Here is a 20,536-nt window from a genome sequence, read left to right as displayed (position 1 = left end):
TGCAGTGGCCTTGAAGGCACCTCTGATCGAGTGGCACGTAAAGTCGACGACCAAGGCGCAACAGGGACTTTACGAATATGACGCGGTGTCACGGCTGCGCGACAGCCAGCTTGGCGACGAACGGGTCAAGGATATCAACAACTACATCCGCAAAGGCAAACTCTGGGAAGCCTTTGACGCAGCCGAAAGGCCAGTTCTTCTGATCGATGAAATCGACAAGGCGGATATCGAGTTTCCCAATGATCTGCTGCTTGAACTCGACCGGATGGAATTTCACGTCTACGAAACCGGCGAAACAGTCCAGGCAAGACAGCGGCCTGTGGTGATCATCACCTCGAACAATGAAAAAGATTTGCCGGATGCCTTTTTGCGTCGATGCTTCTTTCACTTCATCAAGTTTCCGGACGCGAACACAATGACTGAAATCGTCGAAGTTCATTTCCCCGGTATAAAAAAACGTCTTTTGACCGAAGCACTGCGTCTCTTCTTTGACGTTCGCGATGTTCCGGGACTGAAAAAGAAACCGTCGACTTCCGAATTGATCGACTGGATCAAGCTATTGCTCAATGAAGACGTCGATCCGGAAACGCTTCGTCAACAAGATGGCTCCAAACTTATCCCGCCTTTGCATGGTGCTTTGCTGAAGAACGAACAGGATGTCCATCTTTTCGAACGGCTCGCCTTCATGGCACGCCGGGAGCGGACTTAACCGACAGGAGACAGGATTTGGTGAGAGCTGCCGCATTGCTTTTGATTCTCGTGGGATTGAGCCTGCTGCAACCGGGCTTGGCAACAATCCCTGCATCGGCTCAGGTTCCTCCGGAAAAAGAAGCAGGTTGGCAAAGCGACGTAAAAGGTCTTCGTCATTTTACCGGTCTTCGGTGTCCGGATGTCGTTGGACCATTCTTCCGGATCAAGGTCATGGAAGGAGATGCCGACAGTCAGGCCGGCTGCATCTATACCGGCAGGGACGGCATTACGGCTGTTCTTCGCAAGCACCTCCAGGCAACCGGGCGCCGTCAGGCTCTCAAGTTCTCGCGCAATTACAAGGCCGCCGGCTTCGAACCGATCAAACTGACAGGTGCCGCCGCATCCGGCGTCTCTTTCAGAACACGCAACTGGACGCCAAACAGCCTGTGTGAAACCCTCTGGTATTTTTCAGCCAAGGAAGCGGACTACACGCTGTGGCTGGCCTATACTTTGCCAACGCAGGAAATCGACGTGGGTCCGGCCTTAGCCGCTTTCACCGCAATCCTTGCACAACAGAACTGATGTGAACGACAAACAAGGCAGCTTTGTCGATCCAATCAACTGGAAACACAACCTGGAACCCGTCATGCGGCTTTTACTTTTGAGACATGCCAAGTCGGATTGGGGGGACCCCGGGCTAGCAGATATCGACCGGCCCTTGAACCCGCGTGGAAAAGCGGCTGCCGTTTCCATGGCCCGTTACATGACTGAAGCGGGGTTGATCTCCAATCAGATCTTGTGTTCCACGTCCCAACGGACCCGGGAGACTTTGGCTAGGCTACTGCCCTACCATTCTCAGGAAGCGCGAATACAACTCCTCTTAGATCTTTATAACCAAAGCGAGGATGACTACAGCGGCCTGATCCGCAAGTTCGGTGGCAGAGCTCAAAATCTGATGGTCATCGGGCACAATCCCGCAATGGAAGAAACTGCATTATCTCTGGCAGGAACCGGGTCACCGACTGCCATGGCCGATATTGAAGAAAAGTACCCCACAGCCGCACTCGCAGTGATTGACTTTGACATTGCGGACTGGTCGGAACTGAAGGCCGGAACCGGACATCTTGAAAGGTTCGTGAAACCCCGAGACCTTTGAACAGTGTCAACGGCGCTCTTCACCTCCCCCTCACCGTGATTGCACATTGTCGATTCCACGCTTACATGAACGCCCTGGAGGCGCTCGTGAACCCATTGACGACACTAAAAGAAGAAACCCGGCTCACTTTGGCAAACCTTGCCGACGCAGCCAGTGACCTGACCGTTCCCAGTCTCCGCCTTGGCGTAACCGGATTGGCGCGGGCAGGCAAAACCGTATTCCTCACGGCAATGGTGCATAATCTGGTGCATGGTGGACGACTTCCCGTTTTCAGCGCGGCCGCTGGACATCGCATGACGGGTGCGCGCCTGCAGCCACAGCCTGACGACGCCGTTCCTCGCTTCGACTACGAGGCGCATGTCCGGGCTTTGGTCAATGACCGCGTTTGGCCAGCTTCCACACGTCAGGTTTCAGAATTGCGCCTCACGATCGATTACGAAAGCGCGTCCTATTTCTATCGGAAACTTGGGCCCGGTCGTCTCCATGTCGACCTGATCGACTATCCAGGCGAGTGGCTGCTGGATCTACCGCTGCTTAACAAGGACTATGCAACTTTTTCCGCTGATGCCCTGTCACGAGCGCGAGCAAAGAACCGTTCGCAGATCGCAGCTCCTTTCATGGAGGCCATATCCCGAACGAATCCGGATGGAGAAGAAAGCGAACCTGCCGCGCAGGAGCTCGCAACCAGATTCAAGATCTATCTGGCAGCGTGCCGCGCGGACACACACGCACTCTCGATGCTGCCTCCGGGACGTTTTTTGATGCCGGGAGACCTTGACGGCTCCCCTGCCCTGACATTCGCCCCCCTCGACATACCAGCCGATGCCGCGCCAGCCAGGACCGGAACATTGCGGGCGATGATGGAACGCCGCTATGAAGCCTACAAGACCCATGTGGTTCGCCCCTTCTTTCGCAATCACTTTGCCCGGCTTGACCGGCAGATCGTTCTGGTAGATGTGCTCCATGCGCTGAATGCGGGCTCGGACGCGATTGCCGATCTGGAAATTGCCCTCAGTGAAGTTCTCGGCGCTTTCCGTCCAGGAAAACGCAGTTGGCTATCCTCGATCCTGACCCGGCGCATTGATCGCATTCTGTTTGCCGCAACAAAGGCCGATCACCTTCACCGAACGGATCACGATCGCCTGGAAGCCATTTTGAAACGGCTTGTTGCAAGAGCTGAGGAACGCGCCCGTTTCAGAGGAGCAGAAGTGGACGTGCTGGCGATGGCAGCGGTTCGCGCAACCCGGGAAGCAACCGTTAAACATCGCGGAGAGGAACTGCCCGCCATTCTCGGAACACCGTTGCCGGGTGAACGGCTCAATGGTGACGCCTATGACGGCAATTCTGAAATCGCCATGTTTCCCGGCGACTTACCGGCAAATCCTGAATCAATATTTGCAAGTGTTGAATCAGTTTGTGAAGAGACCCGCCCAAGCTTTCAGTCCGCCCAGGCTGATCTCCAGTTCCTGCGCTTTCGTCCTCCCGAACTCGACAGGACGGCTGAAGGCCTTACCTTGTCCCTGCCACATATCCGCCTGGACCGCGCCCTTGAATTTCTGATTGGAGACCGCCTGGCATGACCGGCCCCAACAAACCTTCAGGCCGCAAGCCGACGGCCTTTCGTCTGGACGACACCAAGGTCCGGATGACGGACGACGAAACCCGGATTCCCGTCGCTGACGAAGCTTTGGTAACACAAGCCTTTTACGATGAGGACGAACCCCGCCTGCCCCGCGCGGCAAGCACGCCGAAAGCCGGCTTTAGCTTTGGCAAATGGCTGATGATCGGCCTTTCGGGACTGGTGTCCCTGGCGATTGGCCTTGCCGTTGACAGTCTGATCCGGGATCTTTTTGCCCGCACCGACTGGCTGGGTTGGTTCGGCGTGGCCTTGGCCGCCCTGGCAGCGCTGGGCCTGCTCGGACTGGTGATCAGGGAAATCGCGGGGCTCATGCGTCTCAACCGGATCGACCATCTCAGAGACCGTTTGCAGACGGCAGCGGATGAAGACGATTCCAAGGCCGCAACGGCCGGATTGAAGGAACTGCTGACACTCTACCGTGACCGACCCGAGACCGCCCAGGGACGCAAGGTTCTGGCAGGGCACATGCGGGAGGTAATCGACGGCAGCGACCTGGTCAAACTGGCTGAACGCGACCTGCTCGCGCCCCTTGATCTTGAGGCTCGTCGTATCGTCATGAACAGCGCCAAGCGCGTTTCCATCGTGACGGCGGTCAGCCCGCGTGCGCTGGTCGACCTGCTGGCCGTCCTGTTCGAAAACCTCAGGACCATCAGACGCCTTTCGGCGCTTTACGGTGGACGCCCGGGTACGCTTGGTTTCCTGCGCCTGGCAAGACACGTGCTGACCCATCTCGCGGTTACGGGTGGTATGGCCGCCGGTGACAGTCTTGCCTCCCAGGTGCTTGGTCACGGTCTGGCCGCCCGCCTGTCCGCCCGCCTTGGCGAAGGTGTCGTCAACGGCCTCCTCACCGCCCGCATCGGCATCGCCGCAATCTCCGTTTGCAGACCGGCCCCCTTCGTCTCCGGAAACGGCCCGACCATCTCTGACTTCATGGGAGAACTGGTTGCATCTTCGGAGAAGGCCGACAAGATCGAGCCAAACTCGAAATGACCATACTCCCTAAAATGGCACCGCTGCGGGTACTTTAACGATCAGCAGAATTCCCCCTTGACCAGGCTCCTAGTCCTGCCTCGACAGCTCAGCTTCGCCGCGTTAGTTTCTGGCCATGTTCATTACGTTTTTCACCGAGCTGAAATCGGCCGGAATTCCGGTCTCCTTACGAGAATACCTGACGCTAATGGAGGCCTTGGAGAAGGATCTCGCCGAGCGGAGCGTTGAGGATTTCTATTACCTTGCACGGTTGTCCCTGGTGAAGGATGAAAGCAACCTGGACAAGTTCGACAGGGTGTTCGGGCATGTCTTCAAGGGACTGGATCTGATGAATGAGGTTCCGGCAACCGACATTCCCGAAGACTGGTTGCGCAAACTCGCCGAAAAGCACCTGAGCGAGGAAGAAAAGGCTCAGATTGAAGCTCTTGGCGGCTTCGAGAAATTAATGGAAACCCTGCGTGAACGCCTGAAGGAACAGGAAAAACGGCATCAGGGCGGCAACAAGTGGATCGGCACGGCAGGCACCTCGCCTTTCGGCGCTTACGGCTACAATCCGGAAGGCGTACGCATCGGGCAGCACGAAAGCCGACACCGACGTGCCGTCAAGGTCTGGGACAAGCGCGAATTCAAGGATCTTGACGACACGCAGCTTCTTGGGACCCGCAACATTCAGGTTGCCTTGAAACGCCTGCGCAATTTTGCCCGAACCGGAGCCGCCGAGGAATTGGATCTGGATCAGACCATCAGATCAACCGCGCATAAGGGTCTGCTCGATATCAAAATGCGCGCCGAGCGGCATAACGCGGTCAAGGTGCTGCTCTTTTTCGATATTGGCGGTTCGATGGACGACCATATCCGGGTCTGTGAAGAATTGTTTTCCGCAGCTCGCTCCGAATTCAAGGTGATGGAGCATTTCTACTTTCACAATTGCCTTTACGAGTATGTCTGGAAGGAAAATCGTCGGCGCCACACCGAGCGCATTGATACCATGGATGTGCTGCACAAATACCCGGCCGATTACAAAATCATATTTGTAGGCGACGCTTCCATGAGCCCTTATGAAATCGCCTATGCGGGCGGTTCGGTTGAACACTGGAACGAAGAAGCAGGGTCGGCGTGGATGCAACGCATCACAGGCCTTTACAAAAGCGCCGTCTGGCTCAATCCGGTTCGTCAGGAACACTGGCGCTACACGCAATCCATTCAGATGCTCAACGAGTTGATGGAGGGGCGCATGTTTCCGATGACCGTTGAAGGCCTGACGGATGCAATGAAGGAACTGGCGCGATAGTCCGGCCGATCTCCTCAATAAAACCGAAGACCGAAACCGGAGACAACGCATATGGCTGATATCGAAGCTTCGGACACGCCTTCCTCCCATGCAACGACAACAGGCATGACCGGTGGCGGCTTTTATGACGCAAACTCGGCAACGCAGTGGAATGCTATTGAAGCTGTTCTCCCCATACTCGATGATGCGATCACATCGCTTCAGCTTCGCGACCCAGATTGCGTGCGCCTTGCAGACTTCGGTTGCTCTGAAGGTCGGAATTCGATTGCGGTCATGTCCCGCGCATTAAGAAGCCTTCTGCCGAAAACTGACCTTTCGGTGCAAACGATCCACTCCGATCTGCCAACCAACGACTTTTCCAAACTGATCGCCAATCTTCGCCCGGATGGACAGTCGGTTTACGACAGCAACCGGGTCTATTCCTCGGTGGTCGGCGGTTCCATGTATGACCAGCTGTTGCCGGAACGAAGCCTTCATCTGGCAACAACGTTTAATGCTATCGGCTTCTTGTCTCGCCGGCCGGTCAACAGGTTGCCGGGATATATCTTCCCGAACGGCCCGAGCACCGTGCGGGCAAATGGCTATGTATCGGATGATGACCGGTCGGCATTTGCCCTCCAGGCCAGACGGGACGTTGAATGCTACCTGGAAGTCAGAGCCAGGGAATTGGTGCCGGGCGGCAAATTGCTGGTGCAGGTTTTTGGATCTACGGACCAAGCCAGAACCTGCGATGGTATCTACGATCTTCTGAACGATGCTGTCTTGAGCTTTGTCGACAAGGACGAAATCTCCCGGGAAAGTTACGACCGTTATTATCAACCCGTCTATATGCGCCATCTGGATGAACTGACTGCACCGCTACGTGATCCGCAAAGCACGGTTTCGTCGCTTTACTCACTCGACAGCACCAGGTCCTACGAGATCGCCGTGCCGTTCAATCAGCAATATGCGAGCGATGGCGATCTCGATCGTTTTGCAAAGGATTATGTGAATTTTTTCCGCGCTTTCACGGAAGCGGTCCTGAGCAGCGCCTTGCCTGAAACACCGGAGCGAGCCGATCTGGTGGATCGGATCTACCGTCAGGCAGAAGTCATTTTGAAGGCAAACCCCAAGTCTTATCCGTTTCGATACATGGCGATTGCCATGCTGCTGACGCGTAAGGATTAAGCCGCATTCACGGACTTGCTTCCCGGCTCCAATTCGTCTGACTTTGTTTCATCCGCTTTGGATACCGTCTCGCTCTTGGCGTCTTCCAGCATGGCTTTCAGGTCGGATGCCGGCTCTTCGTCATCGTGACATGATGCAACGGTCACCAGGTTGCGCCCGCCATCTTTCGATTTGTAAAGCGCGTCATCCGCCGACTTCATAAGGTCCAATGGCATACGGCCATGGTCCGGATATCCGGCAACCCCGCAGGAAACGGTAATCTTCGGCAGGTTCTTCTCACCATAGCGCACAACGACCTTTGCGACCGCATCACGCAGTTTTTCAGCAACTTCTGCAGCCTCATCGGTTTTCTCTGCCGGCAGCAGAACCATGAATTCCTCACCACCCAGTCGGCATGGCACTTGATCGCCTTCGCAGACCTGTTCCATGACGGCACCGACAGCCCGCAGAACCATATCGCCCGCGTCGTGCCCATGATTGTCGTTGAACTTCTTGAAGTGATCGACATCGATGGACACAAGCGACACCGACTGCCCGTTGTACCGGGCACGCTCAAGGTTGTTTCTGAGCAATTCGATGAAATGGCGACGATTGAATAGACCTGTCAGCGGATCCCGAATGGATTGATTGTGCAATTCATCCCGCATCCTCGTGTTGGCAATGGCAAGGCTGACCTGTTCAGCGGCCATCTGCGCCAGTTTACGATCCTTGAGGAATTCCTCTTCGCCAACGTCTTCAGCCGGGGTCAGATGCATCAGGCCGACTGTTTCGCCATGGGCCAGAATTGGTAGGCACAGATACACCCCGTCTTCCTTGCCTGGCGAAACATGTTCACAGGCAAAACTGACTTCACTATCGCCGAACACATAGGGGCGACCACGCCGCAGCCCCCAACATGATGTCGGCCTGATATGGGCTTCCAAATTTCCGCCATTCCAGGAGCACGCTCCATCCAGAACATCCCTTGAATTGGAATAGACATAGACGGCCCCTGCACTGCGCGGCAGCAACTTGGTCATGAAACGGCTGACCATATTGAAAAGCTCCTCAAGTGAACTGCTGGACTGCAACCATTCATTCAATTCAGACAGCAGACGGATTTCGCGGGTAAGCGCTGCCTGCCGCCTTTTTTCCACCTGCTCCTGCTCCTGAACATTGATCAGGTGTTGCTTGAACGCCTTGAAGGCCCGGCCAATATCCCCGATTTCATCGTGCCGGTTTACCGGGAGTTCTGCGTCGAAGTCGTTTCTGGACAGTCGGCGTAATGCGTTGACGACGTCCAGCAACGGAAAGGCAATCGCGCGGCGACCGAGCCACATTGCCAACAGAACCGACAACGCAGCCGCACCCAGCGAGATCATCACCGTGAAGCGAATGGCATTTTTTTCGTGAACTGCCGCAGACTTTGCTGCGGTTTCCGCCAGCGCCTGAACCCTGAAGAGAAGCGCCTCCAGTTCCATGTTGAAGGCCGTGTGCTTCTTGCTCACATCCTGCAGCAGTTGTTCGGCTTCCCGCGGGTTACCAAGCTTTGCCTGGACGAGAACCTGGTTTGCCCTTTCGGTGTATTCCAGGTGTTCCTCGCCAATTGCAGTTATGGTTTTCAAAACGGCTTCAAATTCGTCAATCTGAGCCTGCGACCGGGCCATTTCGATCCCCTGCTCCGCGATTTCCGAAGCTTCAGCAAATTCGTCTGTAATCTTGCCACCCAGGTATAGAAAGCGTCCTTCAAGCTTTGCAGCACCGCCCTCTTCCTGCAGGGAATATCCGAGCGTCCTGGAGAGGCTTAGGCGCATCAGGCGTTCGATCAGAGCCGTTTGTTCAAGACGATGCGCGGTCACGTGGCCAATGGCTTCGGTCAGCGGCACTTCGGCTTCCGCGATGAATTCGATTTCCTGTCCAATTTTCCGGATCTGGTAAATGCCCACACCAGACGCAGCGACAACAAATGCTACGCAGATCGCCACAATGGTCAGAAGCTTTCCGGTGATTGTATATCGAAACACAGGACGCATACGCATTGAACACTCCATACAACGTATGGTCGAGTTTCAAATCAATGCGTTAAAATTGCATTATTGCGAAGTCCTGAATGCAGACTAATTTATCATAACTATTTGAAAAATAACTATTTATTGAAAAAGACCAAATACAGGCAATTGACTTCTATGACTGAACACACCCGGAAAACGTGTAAAAGCTACCGTTGAGGCACTCTCGTGATCCGGCGCCCGCGTTGACCGACGGGCCTGGAAAATCTGTTTTCCAGGCCCGTTCAGCTGGCTGCGATGAACGGTGCAGTACAGATCAGCGTCCGTTTGCAACCGAGGACCGGCGGTTATGGATCACCGAGCAGCAGCACGAGCAATTATTCGCTACGCAGAACCATCACTGAACATGGTGCATGGCGCACGATATGCGCCGCATTGGAACCGATGAAGTAGGTTGAAAGACCCGGCTTGTGAGATGTCATCAATACCAGATCGCAACCGGCTTTTTCCGCTTCTTCAATCACTTCGTGATAGACCGCTCCCATTCTGACGTGACAATCGACTGTCCCGTCGGGAACATCCAGTTCAGCACCGATCTTGTTGAGGATAACGGTGGTTTCATCGATTTCCCGTTGCTGCCACCCTTCGGGCAGCTGGCTGGCGACAAAGCTCTGCACTTCCGGGCAGACCGCCATCAGATGAATCCTGGCACCGTAATCCCGCGCAAATGTTGCAGCTTTTTGAAGCGCGTCCTCCGCAAAACCCGGTTCGGCCGGGTCAACGGGCACAAGTATTTTCTTGAACATGGCTCTTTCTCCAAGAGGTGGTTTTACCCAACACTTGGCGCTCAAATCGAGATTGCCGCCATGAGCCAGATCAATCCAGCCCGTTCCCGCTGAAGTACCGTCCGGGCGTCACGCCAAAAGCCTTCCTGAAAGTCGCCACAAATGCGCTCGGCCCCTCATAACCAAGTTTATGAGAAACGTCGGAGACGCTGCGCCCTGCTGCTAGCAACTCCAGAGCCCGGAACAATTTCACCTGCCGACACCAGGTTCGGTAACTGAGGCCAGTCTCCGCTTTCATTCGCCGTTCGAATGACCGCACGGACGTCGCACAGTGATCTGCCGCCTCAGTGAGCGACGGAATGTGCGCCGGACATCGCACAACGCGCTCGCACAGGTCTCTCAGTTTCTTTTCCTGAGGCATCGGCAATTGCAACGGGGCAGCTGGCAGCATTTTCAGCTGATCCAGAATAACGGCCGAAATGCGCGCGGCGGGCCCCTCTTCCGTTTCGGCGCGTGGATACGACATGAATTCCAGGATCAACGCCCTGAGCAGTGTTGTCACCTGAATGACCTGAGGTGTCTGGGGTAGATCCTGGGCATGTTCATATTGCACATAGACATAGCGTAGTTCGGTATCGGTCAGATAACGTGTCTGATGCGCAACGCGCGGTGGCAGCCAGACCGCACGTTCGGGAGGTGCGAAGAAGGTTCCGAATTCGGTATCGATCGCCAACGACCCCTTCACAACATGAAAGAGCTGTGCGGCATCGTGCGCATGCCAGTCGTTCACCATGCCGCGGGACTGGTTCTTTGCATAACCGATAATCGGCGCGGCAATCGCAACCGTTGGAAATTCGGAGAGTTCTGGATGGATGGCCATGTGCCCGCCGGTCACCGACAAGATTGCCGGATCACGCCTCCTTTGACTGAAACCGGAAAATTTGGATTGAAAATCCTCGCGAACACGCCAAAACCATCAGATAATGGCAATTAACGCTGGGGTATCAAGTCCCTCACGACAAACGGATCGCCGCCCAATGGCGAACCTTTTTGGCGCCTCAGAGACATATCATGACAAAACACCGCTAACACGCAAGTGCAAAATCAGCATAGAAGCGTCTTGCAGCGCTGTATGGATGTGACCTTTTTCTACGGCTACGGAATGACGTATTTCACCAAGAACGAACACCCGAATGAAATGACTGGATGGCGGTCGCCCGTTGTTCTTCTGATGATCATGGCAGGCGCCATGCAGCTGTCCTTTGCTGCATGGTGGAACCTGATGAACAACTTTGCAGTTCAGGAACTCGACTTTACCGGTCGTGAAATCGGGATCCAGCAGTCTATCCGCGAAATTCCAGGTTTCCTGAGTTTTCTGGCGGTTTACCTGCTGCTGGTCATGCGCGAGCAGACCCTTGCCTATCTGTCTCTGCTACTGCTTGGCATCGGTGTGGCCGTTACCGGCTACTTCCCGACGGCCATTGGCTTTTATGTCACCACACTGATCATGTCGATCGGCTTTCACTACTACGAAACCATGGCGCAATCGCTGTCCCTGCAGTGGTTGCCGAAAGCTACGGCCGCTGCCAGCCTTGGCAAGATTATTTCGGTCGGCGCCTTCGCGCAGCTGATTGCCTATGGCCTGATTTTCGTCGCCTGGAAGATGTTCGATTTGTCGTTCACTGTGGTCTTTGCGATTGCCGGCGGTCTGACCCTCGTGGTCCTGGTGTTCCTGATCATGGCCTATCCGCATTTCAAGGAAGGAGTGCCCCAGCACAAGAAGCTGATCCTCAGAAAACGCTATTGGCTCTACTATGCCCTGACCTTCATGGCCGGTGCACGCCGTCAGATTTTCACCGTTTTCGCCGGCTTCCTTATGGTGGAGCGCTTTGGCTACGATGTGCACGAAGTTGCTGCGCTCTTTTTGCTCAACGGTGCATTCAACATGGTTCTGGCACCCAAAATCGGCAGCCTGATCGTCCGTTTCGGTGAACGCAAGGCACTGGTCCTGGAATATGTCGGCCTGTTTGGCGTTTTTGTCTGTTATGCGTTTGTTACCAACGCCACGCTGGCCGCCAGCCTTTACGTCATCGACCATGCGTTTTTTGCAATCGCCATCGCGATCAAGACCTATTTCCAGAAAATTGCCGATCCGGCCGACATAGCTCCGACGGCAGGTGTTGCCTTCACGATCAACCATATCGCAGCAGTGTTCATTCCGGTCCTGTTCGGGTTCATCTGGCTGGTCTCCCCCGCCGCAGTGTTTCTGGCAGGGGCCGGGATGGCCTTGATCAGCCTCTTCCTGGCCACCTTGATCCCAAGCAGCCCGGACAGCGGCCGAGAAGTTGATTTCTGGTATCGCAAATCGGTCGCCCAGCCAGCCGAGTAGCGGCAATTGACCACTTCAAAAATCGGAAAAGCAAAAAACCCGCCGGATCACTCCGGCGGGTTCTGAATTCAAAATTGGCAATGAAACTGAAGTTTCAGGCCTGGCGCTCGGGAACGTGGACAATCAAGCCGTCCAGTTCGTTGCTGATCTTGATCTGGCAGGACAGACGGGAAGTCGGCTTCACATCGTAGGCAAAGTCGAGCATATCCTCTTCCATCGGCTCGGCCGAGCCGATTTTTTCCGCCCAGGCATCGTCTACATAAACGTGGCAAGTGGCACAGGCACAGGCACCGCCGCACTCCGCTTCAATGCCCTGGACCATATTCTTGATGGCATTTTCCATCTGCGGTAATAAATGTGATTTTCGGCATTAGTCGCGTCCAAGCCTTGAATTGCGGGTTTCAGCTGAACCGACATAAAGCTTCCACCGCAAAGGTCAAGGACCGTGCCGTTTCCTGAACGCCAACTGCGTCCTTTAGGACACTCAAATCAGCCCTCAAGCAAGTCGCGGATGTAACTGTTGGCTTCATCGACCGCCGAAATCAAACCGGCAGTTGCAGCATCAGGCACTGATTTCATCTTGCCTTCTAGGTTTTCGCAAACCGCGGCGACCCTTTCAGCACCGATCGCGCGCGCAGATCCTTTGAGCGTGTGAACCAGATCCAGCCTGATCGAAGCGTCCGTTTCGCTCGCAAGCCGCTGAAGCGTAGAGGACGATTGTGATTTGAAAAGATGAAGAACCTGGACTTCCAGGTCCCGGTTTCCCAGCGTATTGGTGGCCAGCTGCACCAAATCGATCGGGGCCTCAGGGCCGGCCCGACCGGTAACGCGGGCCATGGATGAAGGGGCCATGTGGGTGCTCCAAACTACTCATTACTTGCCCGACGGCACCCCGCCGTAAGCTTGTCGTACTGGAAACTGTGCCCTCAAAGCCCCAAACACCTGGTTAAGCAGACCGGCAAATCGCTTCGATTGCTTCGCTGTCCCCAAAAAATTGAATTTTTGGTTAACGCGCTTTAAGCCGGACTTAACAACAGCTTTCAAAAATTCCTTGCTTTTCTGCCATTTTTCGAAACACCCAAAAAACTGACAAACTGATTCGCTGTTAACTTTTTTTGTTTTTTTGACTTGCGGAAAGAGCTTCGATTGCTGCAGGGGTCAGCTTGCACACCAACCAGTCAGGCTTGATTGGATTGGAAAACCAAGGCTCTGCCCATCCCCCGTCAATGCAGGCCCGAATGGTACGTGCGGGTATTTCGCGCCCGTTGTCGTCAAACAGAGGCAATTTTCCACCTGGTTGTTCAAGGCCCTTTTTCAACCAACGCTTTTGCGGTGCCGATAATTTTCCCGCTTTGAGCGCACTATTTTCAGCATCGCTTCGCCCACTTTCCGCTGCGTCGTTTTCCTTCGATTCTGGCATCTAAGCCGCCCCCTAAGTGATTCAGGCCATTGCCGTTTCTTGTTCGTTAGGAGAGATTGTGCCATTACAGTTAGTGATGCGGCAAGATGGGGAGTGAACCGTCTGACGAAATGTCGACGGTCGGTCAGCGGCGACCCTCCTCCAAACAAAGGTTTTGCGGTGATTTTTGAGTAACCGGCACCAGCAAAAACGACGCATCCGGTAGTGACTGTGGTAAAGCTGCTGAATGCGGCTGGCTGGGAATACCGGTGTGTAATGAGTACGGATGTGAGGCGACCCTAAATGGCAAACCCGACAAAGGCGAAAGATCCGGCTGAAGCGGCTCTGTCCGCGGTTGAAGAAGCCCTGAAACTTGATTTCGGCGGGCCTGAAACTGCAGAGACACTGTCTGCTCCGGAAGCGAGTGCAGCGGCGGAAACGGAACCGGCTCGCAAACCCAAGGCTGACAAGCAGGAAGGGCCACAGCGCGAAGAGCAGCGCCAGTCGCGCCGTCGCGGACGTGGCGGTCGCCCGCCTGCGGCCAATGACGACCGCCGGAATATCGGTAATCTGATCTATGCCTTGCAGCGCCGTCCTTCTTCCGCCCCGTTCTGGGGAGCCCTCGCGTTGAGCGCAGTATGGGCCGCGCTCGGCACCAGTCTGTTCATGACGGCATTTTCCGACAAGGTCTCCTCGCTTGATACCCAGGCCCTGCTCGGGTCGCCGGAGATGATCCTGGCAGCCGTCGGCATCGTCGTGCCGATCATCTTCTTCTTCATCATGGCCATGATGATCTGGCGCGCTCAGGAAATGCGCATCGTCGCCAGGGGAATGACCGAAGTCGCCCTGCGCCTGGCGGAACCGGAGGACATGGCGAAGGAATCCATTCTCAGTGTCGGTCAGGCCATCCGCCGCGAAGTAGCCGCCATGGGAGACGGTATCGAGAGAGCAATTGCGCGCGCAAGCGAACTGGAAGTTCTCGTTCACAACGAAGTCTCCTCGCTCGAACGCTCTTACAACGATAACGAACTCAAGATCCGCGCCCTGATTGACGAACTCGTCAGTCAGCGCGAGTCCATTGTCATGAATGCAGAGCGGGTCCGCGAGACCATCGCCGGTGCACATGAAAAATACTCCTCGCAGCTGTCCGACACGTCCGGCGAACTTGGGACCACCGTGGATCAGGCGACCCAGCGCATGATCGATGCGGTCAACAACCGTGTTGAAGAACTCACGTCAACCGTCGACTCTCGCATTGAATCGCTTGGTGCAACGCTGAACGCGTCCGGCAACGAGCTGGTGGATTCCCTGACCGTCCGCGCCGAAGACTATGTGACCCGTCTGTCGTCAACCGGCAACAAGCTGGTCGATGATCTTGCTGAAACCGGCACCTCCATGTGGGAGACACTTTCCACACGGGGCAATGAGGTGAATGAGCGATTTGCCGACACTGCCAACAGCTTCGTGGAAACCCTGGCTGCCCGCAGCACGGAAATCAACGAAACCCTGATTACCTCCAGCACGTCTGTCGTTGAGACACTCAGTAACAAGGCTGACGAATTCCGCCTGACGCTGGAGACAACAGGAGCAAATGTCGGCGAAACAATCACCCAGCGCGGTGAAGAGATCAACGCCAACATGTCCCTGTCCTCCGGCCGTCTGATCGACACGATCACGGCCCGGACCGAAGAACTGGTCTCGACCGTCGACAGCAGGGTCACCAGCCTCGACGAGTCGCTTGCCGAAACAGGAAACCGGGTTGTTGAGAGCATCTCCGAGCGCGGCCAGACCGTTACCGACACCATTTCCATCCGTGGCGCCGAGATCGTCGAAACCCTTTCCAGCCGCTCCACTGAAGTTGCGGAGATTCTGCGCGGTACGGGCGAGAGTATTGTGGTCGATCTGTCTCTGCGTGGTGGTGAGATCGCATCCAAACTCGACGAAACTGCCGGCACGCTCACGGAGACCATCTCCGTTCGCGGCGGTGAACTTGCCGAGAAATTCGACACCATTTCCGAGCGCATCTACAACGCCATTTCCATCAATGGCGCCGAGCTGGACGAGCGTCTGGCAGCCCGCAGCAACGAGATGGCGACCATTCTGGAACAGCAGACCGTCGGTTTCCGCGACACACTGGAAGGCGTTTCCAGCCAGTTTGCGGCCGGCCTCGGCGAACAGACGGGTACCCTCACCCTCAAGCTGGCTGAAACCGGAACCCAGCTTGCCGAACTGATTGGCAGCCGCGGCGACCGGGTTACGGGCGACATCAACGAAATCAGCGGCAAGATCGCAGAAACGCTTGAAGTTCGCGGTCAGGCCCTGCAGGACGGACTTTCTACCCGCCTCAGCGAGCTTGAAACCATCGTCACCGATCGCGGTGGCCAGCTGATTGATGCCTTCGACACCAAGACACTCCTGCTTTCCGAAGCACTGGATTCCCGGCTGTCGACGCTCGATACGACGTTTGCCGCCAGGATCGACGCGATGGACGCTTCGCTCGGCGATCGCATCACAACCATGGACACGTCCCTGGATCAGAAATACGCGGCCATCGACGCGACGCTCAACGAGCGGATCAGCACGATGGATACATCGCTGGAACAACGCTTCACGGCGATCGACGCAACCATGAGCGAGCGCATCGCGACCATGGATACATCTCTGGAAAGCCGCCTGACATCGATGGATTCCTCCCTCGAAAACCGGTTCTCCATGATGGATTCCACCCTGATCGAGCGCATCGCGACCATGGACAACTCGCTTGAAACCCGCTTCTCCTCGGTGGATGCGACATTGACCGAGCGTATTGCAACCATGGATACCACGCTTGAGAGCCGGCTGGCTTCGGTCGACACAACGCTGACAGAGCGTGTCTCAACACTGGACACCACGCTTGAAAGCCGCTTCGCTGCAATGGATGCAACACTCGATGGTCGCGTCACCACGATTGATGCTTCCCTGGGCGAACGTATCGCGACAATGGATGCGGCCCTTGGTAGCCACATCAACACGCTGGACCTGACGCTTGACCAGCGAACTGCGGCGTTCGAGGCCACGCTGGAGACGCGGACGCAGATCCTCGCAGAGGCAATCGAGCACCGCACGACGGGCATCAGCGACGCGTTGGAAGAAAAGACCCGCAACATCACCGACGTTCTGGCAGATCGGTCCGACGCAATCACACTGCAACTCGGACAGCGGATCGAGGCAGCAGGCAATACACTTGCGGACCGCGCTGAAGAAATCGGCCAGACCCTGTCGACACGCGTCGACGGCGCTGCAACATCGATGGCGGAAAAGGCGGAACTGCTATCAGCTTCCATGACCAGCGGTACAGATCGGATCGACGAAACGCTCGACGCTAGGGCGCGTCAGATCTCCGAGACCCTGATCACCAGAACCAAGGAAATCGCCAAGGCCTTTGTTGAAGGTCAGGACGAAATGACCTCTGCCCTCGACAACCGACTGGAGGAAGCCGGCAATGTTCTGGGTAAACAGAGCGAACAGCTGACGGATTCCCTTTCGGAGCGCATTGCTGAGATCAACGTGTCGCTTGGTGCAAAGGTCTTCGAGGTCGCTGAAACCCTCGACAGCCGGGCAACGCAGCTTGAAACTCTGCTTAATGAGCGCCTGGAGAGCATTTCCGGCACCCTCACCGGTGAAAGCGAACGCGCCCGTGACATTCTAACGGCCGTGATCTCGGAAGCCGGTGCCACCCTGTCCACGGAAAGCACGCGTCTGCGTGACGTTGTGCAGGAAGCCATCACGGGCGCGGTTCAAACCTTGTCCGAAGAACGCACCAGAACAGTTGAAATCGTTGACGGCGCTCTCAGCCAGGCTACGGAAAAACTATCCGGCGAAGGCGATCGCATGCGCCAGATCGTTCTGGGCTCCGTTGGTGAAGCCCGCGGCGTTCTGGTTGGCGAAAGCCAGAAAGCGGCTGATGCAATCAACTCCGCTATGGAACAGGCTACCGGCACTATGTCCGGCGAAAGCAGCCGTATCCGCGAACTGGTTCTGTCTGCTGTTGGCGAGGCAGCCCGTGCAATGGCTGCAGAGAGCGAAAACGCTCGCACCCTTTATGCCGGAACCCTTGCCGAGTTCACGGGCTCGCTGACGGGAGAAAGCGACAAGGTTCGCAATGAGCTTTCAGGCCTGATTGCAGAGATCTCCGGCAACCTGTCGGCAGAAAGCGAACAGGCTCGCATGACGCTCGCCAAAACCCTGGAAGAAATCCGGGGCCAGATGTCAAACGAAGCCGGCATGGTCCGCTCCCGCGTCAACAGCGCGGTTACGGAAGCCGCCGAACTTCTGGTCGGTCGCGGCAACGAAGTCGCGTCCGAACTGCTTGACAAGGCGACAACGCTTAACGAGGCCTTCGGTGCCCGTTCCGGCGAGCTGGCCAAGATTGTCGGGACCGACGGCAACGAGCTGATCAGCGCCATCGAAATGCGCGCCAATGACCTGACTGGCCGCCTGTCGGAAGTCCACGGCGCCATCCTGGACGCAATCACCGTCAAGGGCCGCGACGTTACAGAGACCTTCGCTCACACCGGTCTCGATGCCACCCGCTCGCTTGTGGAAGCAGGCGACCGGATCGTCGCAAGCATCAACGAGCGCAGCGATCAGGCGACAACACTGCTCAGCGACACCAAACGTCGCCTGGAGGCAGACGTTACCGAGATCCTCAATAAAATCGAGGAGTCCAACGTCAACCTGCAGAACATCGTCTCGTCCGCGGGTGAAAACCTCAACGAGGTCGAAGGCAATCTGGCGCGCCGTGCCGGTGAGTTCCGTTCCGCTGTGGACCGGGCCGTCACGGAAACCAATGCAACGACCACATTGATCACCGAACAGGTCGGCAATCTGCGTGATGTCACCACAACGACCCTTGCAGATGTCCAGAATCTGACCAGCCGCTTCAGCGATCAGTCCGAAGAGCTGACCAGAGCGGCCCGTCATCTGGAAGAAACCAATCGCACGGTCGAAGGACGCGTCACCGAGCGCCGTACGGCCATCGAAGACGTTGCCGATACGCTTCTTGCAAAAACCGAAGCTGTCGACACGCTGATGCGGTCCTTCACGCAGACGTTGTCCGAAACTCTTGAAACGGCAGACGACAAGGCCCGCGATGCGGCGACCATGCTGAGCGCGGCCGCCGAGGCTGCGTCCAAGCAGGTGTCCGAACAGTTTGAATCCATGCGCCTGACCGCCGGTATGGAAGGTCAGAAGGCACGCGATGCGATCCGTTCGGCACAGGACGACATCATTGCGGAAATGTCCCGCACGGTGACCGATGCTTCGGAACGTTTCAACGATGCGGCAACCCGCATGCGTGACGTTGCCCGCGACGTCCATCGTGAATTGGAAGCAACCCGCAACGAACTGAAACAGGGCGTTCTCAACCTGCCGGATGAAGCTGAGGAATCCTCTGCGGCACTGCGCAAGGTCGTCAATGAACAGATCCGCGCTTTGACCGAACTGTCCGAGATCGTTGCCAAGCAGTCCAACACCCTGGACATTTCCCGGCCGCAAGCTCAGGCGGCAGCGGCAAGTGTTGCCCCGGCTCCGCAGCCGCAACCGTCACCGGCCGCCAGTTTCGCGCCCGTTGCCCCTGCCCGCCAACAGGCACCGGCAACCGAACCGCGTCCGGCAGCCAATCGTCCGGCCGAGCCCCGCCGCCAACAGCCTTCACAGGCTGACAATGGCGGATCCAAGGGCAAGGGCTGGGTGGCAGACCTGTTGCGCCGCGCATCCAGTGACGACGATGCCAGCAGCGATACCGAACAGGCCAGAACACCGCTCCAAACGGTCGAAAGCCTGAACTCGCTGTCGGTCGACATCGCCCGTGCCATCGATCATGAGACCTTCATTGATCTTTGGAACCGGTACCGAAACGGCGAGCGCCATGTGTTCACCCGCCGTCTCTACACCCTCCAGGGGCAGCAGACCTTTGACGAGATCCGTCAGAAATATGCCCGTGACCCCGAGTTCCGCACGGCCGTCGAGCGGTATGTGGCAGACTTCGAGCAGCTCCTGGCCCAGGTATCGCGCAACGACCGGGACAATATGCTGGGCCAGACCTACCTGACCTCTGACACAGGCAAGGTCTACACCATGCTCGCCCACGCAAGCGGCCGTCTCGACTAACGGGCAAGCAATGAACGACAAAAGGCGGCCTCGAGGCCGCCTTTTTTGTTTCTACCGGTTCACGGATCAGGCTGAAATCCATCCCGGAACGCAGGTGAACTTTATTTAAGTGGTCGAAATGCCCTCTTTGCAATCTGGCCACCCGTGCGAAGGCGGTGTTCCAGTGAACACCGAATTCAACTCAATGCCGGGATTTCTAGATCCCGGATCTCCGCTGCGTTGTGTCCGGGATGGCAAACTGCTTCGGGCATCCTTCGTCCCCTGGACGGACAATAATTTCAGGCAAGGAGCGAGCCACGACATTGGAATCTTGAACACGTTCCTTTGAAAGGCCCACAGGTCAGACTCCAGCGTCATCGGCAGAGCCAGTCAGATTGTCCCTGATCCTTTGCGCCACGGCCAGAAATTCCGAGATCTCGGTCTTCCCCAGGCCCTCAAGCATTTTACACTCTACCGCGAGCAGCTTTGGCGCAAGATCCTGATAGACCGCCCTGCCCTCGTCAGAGAGCTGCAACAGAAAACTGCGACCATCGGCGTTGTTCGCCTCGCGCCTCAGAAAGCCCCTTTCTTCCATCCGCTTGACCGCACGGCTGACCACCACCTTGTCCATGCTCGAGCGGGCAACGATCTCCGTTGCCTGCAGCCCACCGGAGGCTGCCCCAAGAATGGCCATGGTCCGCCACTCGGCGGGCATCATTCCGTAATCGCGCTGATAGACGACTGACAGTGCATTTGAAACATCAGTTGCAAAGACGCGCACCAGATACGGAAAGAACTTCTCAAGCACAAATTCAGACCCTTGGTGACCTTCGATCTTCGGTGGCAGGTCCCCCTTGGCAGCGACGTCGTTGTCCGTTCGGTTCGGCTTGCTCATGGAATCTCAGCTTGCTTC

The 20,536-nt window shown here is 56.4% G+C and carries 15 protein-coding genes and 1 pseudogene; 9 read left to right on the top strand and 7 right to left on the bottom strand.

Annotated features, from left to right (window positions below; translation table 11 throughout):
- The 7 genes from K5905_RS01025 to K5905_RS00995 all read left to right on the top strand — a co-directional run.
- Window positions 1–709 (top strand): MoxR family ATPase (locus tag K5905_RS01025; protein WP_297579142.1); only part of this gene is annotated, 709 nt, incomplete at its 5' end.
- Window positions 710–729: 20 nt separating this feature from the next.
- Window positions 730–1,272, top strand: a complete 543-nt coding sequence (locus K5905_RS01020; protein ID WP_297579148.1) for a hypothetical protein — start codon at window positions 730–732, stop codon at window positions 1,270–1,272.
- Between the two features lie 64 nt (window positions 1,273–1,336).
- On the top strand, window positions 1,337–1,846 hold the full coding sequence (locus tag K5905_RS01015; protein ID WP_297579140.1) for a histidine phosphatase family protein: 510 nt from the start codon (window positions 1,337–1,339) through the stop codon (window positions 1,844–1,846).
- Between the two features lie 86 nt (window positions 1,847–1,932).
- Window positions 1,933–3,426 (top strand): YcjX family protein, encoded by a 1,494-nt coding sequence (locus K5905_RS01010; protein WP_297579138.1) that lies wholly within the window; start codon window positions 1,933–1,935, stop codon window positions 3,424–3,426.
- Complete coding sequence (locus K5905_RS01005) at window positions 3,423–4,475, top strand: YcjF family protein (protein WP_297579136.1); 1,053 nt, start codon at window positions 3,423–3,425, stop codon at window positions 4,473–4,475. Before K5905_RS01010 ends, K5905_RS01005 begins: the two co-directional genes overlap by 4 nt.
- 115 nt (window positions 4,476–4,590) lie before the next feature.
- A complete protein-coding gene (locus K5905_RS01000; RefSeq protein ID WP_297579133.1) occupies window positions 4,591–5,766 on the top strand; it encodes a VWA domain-containing protein in 1,176 nt (391 codons plus the stop codon).
- A 51-nt stretch (window positions 5,767–5,817) separates the two neighbouring features.
- Window positions 5,818–6,933, top strand: coding sequence for a hypothetical protein (locus tag K5905_RS00995; RefSeq protein ID WP_297579130.1), 1,116 nt, complete (start codon window positions 5,818–5,820; stop codon window positions 6,931–6,933).
- Here K5905_RS00995 and K5905_RS00990 read toward each other — a convergent pair.
- The 3 genes from K5905_RS00990 to K5905_RS00980 all read right to left on the bottom strand — a co-directional run bounded on the left by K5905_RS00990 (window position 6,930) and on the right by K5905_RS00980 (window position 10,586).
- Window positions 6,930–8,951 carry a diguanylate cyclase gene (locus K5905_RS00990; protein ID WP_297579127.1) on the bottom strand — a complete coding sequence of 674 codons (2,022 nt, stop codon included), beginning with the start codon at window positions 8,949–8,951 and terminating at the stop codon, window positions 6,930–6,932. The two genes, K5905_RS00995 and K5905_RS00990, sit on opposite strands and share 4 nt — an antisense overlap.
- Window positions 8,952–9,298: 347 nt before the next feature.
- A complete protein-coding gene (locus tag K5905_RS00985) occupies window positions 9,299–9,727 on the bottom strand; it encodes a universal stress protein (RefSeq protein ID WP_297579124.1) in 429 nt (142 codons plus the stop codon).
- Between the two features lie 70 nt (window positions 9,728–9,797).
- Complete coding sequence (locus K5905_RS00980; protein ID WP_297579121.1) at window positions 9,798–10,586, bottom strand: helix-turn-helix transcriptional regulator; 789 nt, start codon at window positions 10,584–10,586, stop codon at window positions 9,798–9,800.
- A 252-nt stretch (window positions 10,587–10,838) separates the two neighbouring features.
- Here K5905_RS00980 and K5905_RS00975 point away from each other — a divergent pair, with 252 nt between their 5' ends.
- Window positions 10,839–12,095 (top strand): MFS transporter, encoded by a 1,257-nt coding sequence (locus K5905_RS00975; RefSeq protein WP_367186868.1) that lies wholly within the window; start codon window positions 10,839–10,841, stop codon window positions 12,093–12,095.
- 94 nt (window positions 12,096–12,189) lie between these two features.
- Here the strand turns inward: K5905_RS00975 and K5905_RS00970 are convergent.
- From K5905_RS00970 to K5905_RS00960, 3 genes and pseudogenes are all read right to left on the bottom strand, one after another.
- Window positions 12,190–12,438 (bottom strand): annotated as a pseudogene (locus K5905_RS00970) (2Fe-2S iron-sulfur cluster-binding protein); the annotation flags it as partial.
- Window positions 12,439–12,584: 146 nt separating this feature from the next.
- A complete protein-coding gene (locus K5905_RS00965) occupies window positions 12,585–12,947 on the bottom strand; it encodes an Hpt domain-containing protein (protein WP_297579118.1) in 363 nt (120 codons plus the stop codon).
- A 253-nt stretch (window positions 12,948–13,200) separates the two neighbouring features.
- Window positions 13,201–13,515 carry a hypothetical protein gene (locus K5905_RS00960; RefSeq protein ID WP_297579115.1) on the bottom strand — a complete coding sequence of 105 codons (315 nt, stop codon included), beginning with the start codon at window positions 13,513–13,515 and terminating at the stop codon, window positions 13,201–13,203.
- Window positions 13,516–13,797: 282 nt separating this feature from the next.
- On the opposite strand from K5905_RS00960, the gene K5905_RS00955 reads away from it, so the two are divergent.
- Window positions 13,798–19,644 carry an antitoxin gene (locus tag K5905_RS00955; RefSeq protein ID WP_297579112.1) on the top strand — a complete coding sequence of 1,949 codons (5,847 nt, stop codon included), beginning with the start codon at window positions 13,798–13,800 and terminating at the stop codon, window positions 19,642–19,644.
- Between the two features lie 340 nt (window positions 19,645–19,984).
- On the opposite strand, the gene K5905_RS00950 is transcribed toward K5905_RS00955, so the two are convergent.
- A complete protein-coding gene (locus tag K5905_RS00950; RefSeq protein WP_297579109.1) occupies window positions 19,985–20,518 on the bottom strand; it encodes a MarR family transcriptional regulator in 534 nt (177 codons plus the stop codon).
- Between the last annotated feature and the right edge of the window lie 18 nt (window positions 20,519–20,536).

The organism is Roseibium sp. (assembly GCF_025698965.1).
Taxonomy (GTDB): Bacteria; Pseudomonadota; Alphaproteobacteria; order Rhizobiales; family Stappiaceae; genus Roseibium.
The sequence above is the reverse complement of the archived record's forward strand: the minus strand, read 5'-3'. Positions and strand labels throughout refer to the sequence as shown.

Bases quoted from the DNA above. Each gene is read 5' to 3' on its own strand.
- K5905_RS01015 (WP_297579140.1), top strand. From the start codon at position 1,337: ATGCGGCTTTTACTTTTGAGACATGCCAAGTCGGATTGGGGGGACCCC.
- K5905_RS01005 (WP_297579136.1), top strand. From the start codon at position 3,423: ATGACCGGCCCCAACAAACCTTCAGGCCGCAAGCCGACGGCCTTTCGT.
- K5905_RS01000 (WP_297579133.1), top strand. From the start codon at position 4,591: ATGTTCATTACGTTTTTCACCGAGCTGAAATCGGCCGGAATTCCGGTC.
- K5905_RS00995 (WP_297579130.1), top strand. From the start codon at position 5,818: ATGGCTGATATCGAAGCTTCGGACACGCCTTCCTCCCATGCAACGACA.
- K5905_RS00990 (WP_297579127.1), bottom strand. From the start codon at position 8,951: ATGCGTATGCGTCCTGTGTTTCGATATACAATCACCGGAAAGCTTCTG.
- K5905_RS00985 (WP_297579124.1), bottom strand. From the start codon at position 9,727: ATGTTCAAGAAAATACTTGTGCCCGTTGACCCGGCCGAACCGGGTTTT.
- K5905_RS00980 (WP_297579121.1), bottom strand. From the start codon at position 10,586: ATGGCCATCCATCCAGAACTCTCCGAATTTCCAACGGTTGCGATTGCC.
- K5905_RS00975 (WP_367186868.1), top strand. From the start codon at position 10,839: ATGGATGTGACCTTTTTCTACGGCTACGGAATGACGTATTTCACCAAG.
- K5905_RS00965 (WP_297579118.1), bottom strand. From the start codon at position 12,947: ATGGCCCCTTCATCCATGGCCCGCGTTACCGGTCGGGCCGGCCCTGAG.
- K5905_RS00960 (WP_297579115.1), bottom strand. From the start codon at position 13,515: ATGCCAGAATCGAAGGAAAACGACGCAGCGGAAAGTGGGCGAAGCGAT.
- K5905_RS00955 (WP_297579112.1), top strand. From the start codon at position 13,798: ATGGCAAACCCGACAAAGGCGAAAGATCCGGCTGAAGCGGCTCTGTCC.
- K5905_RS00950 (WP_297579109.1), bottom strand. From the start codon at position 20,518: ATGAGCAAGCCGAACCGAACGGACAACGACGTCGCTGCCAAGGGGGAC.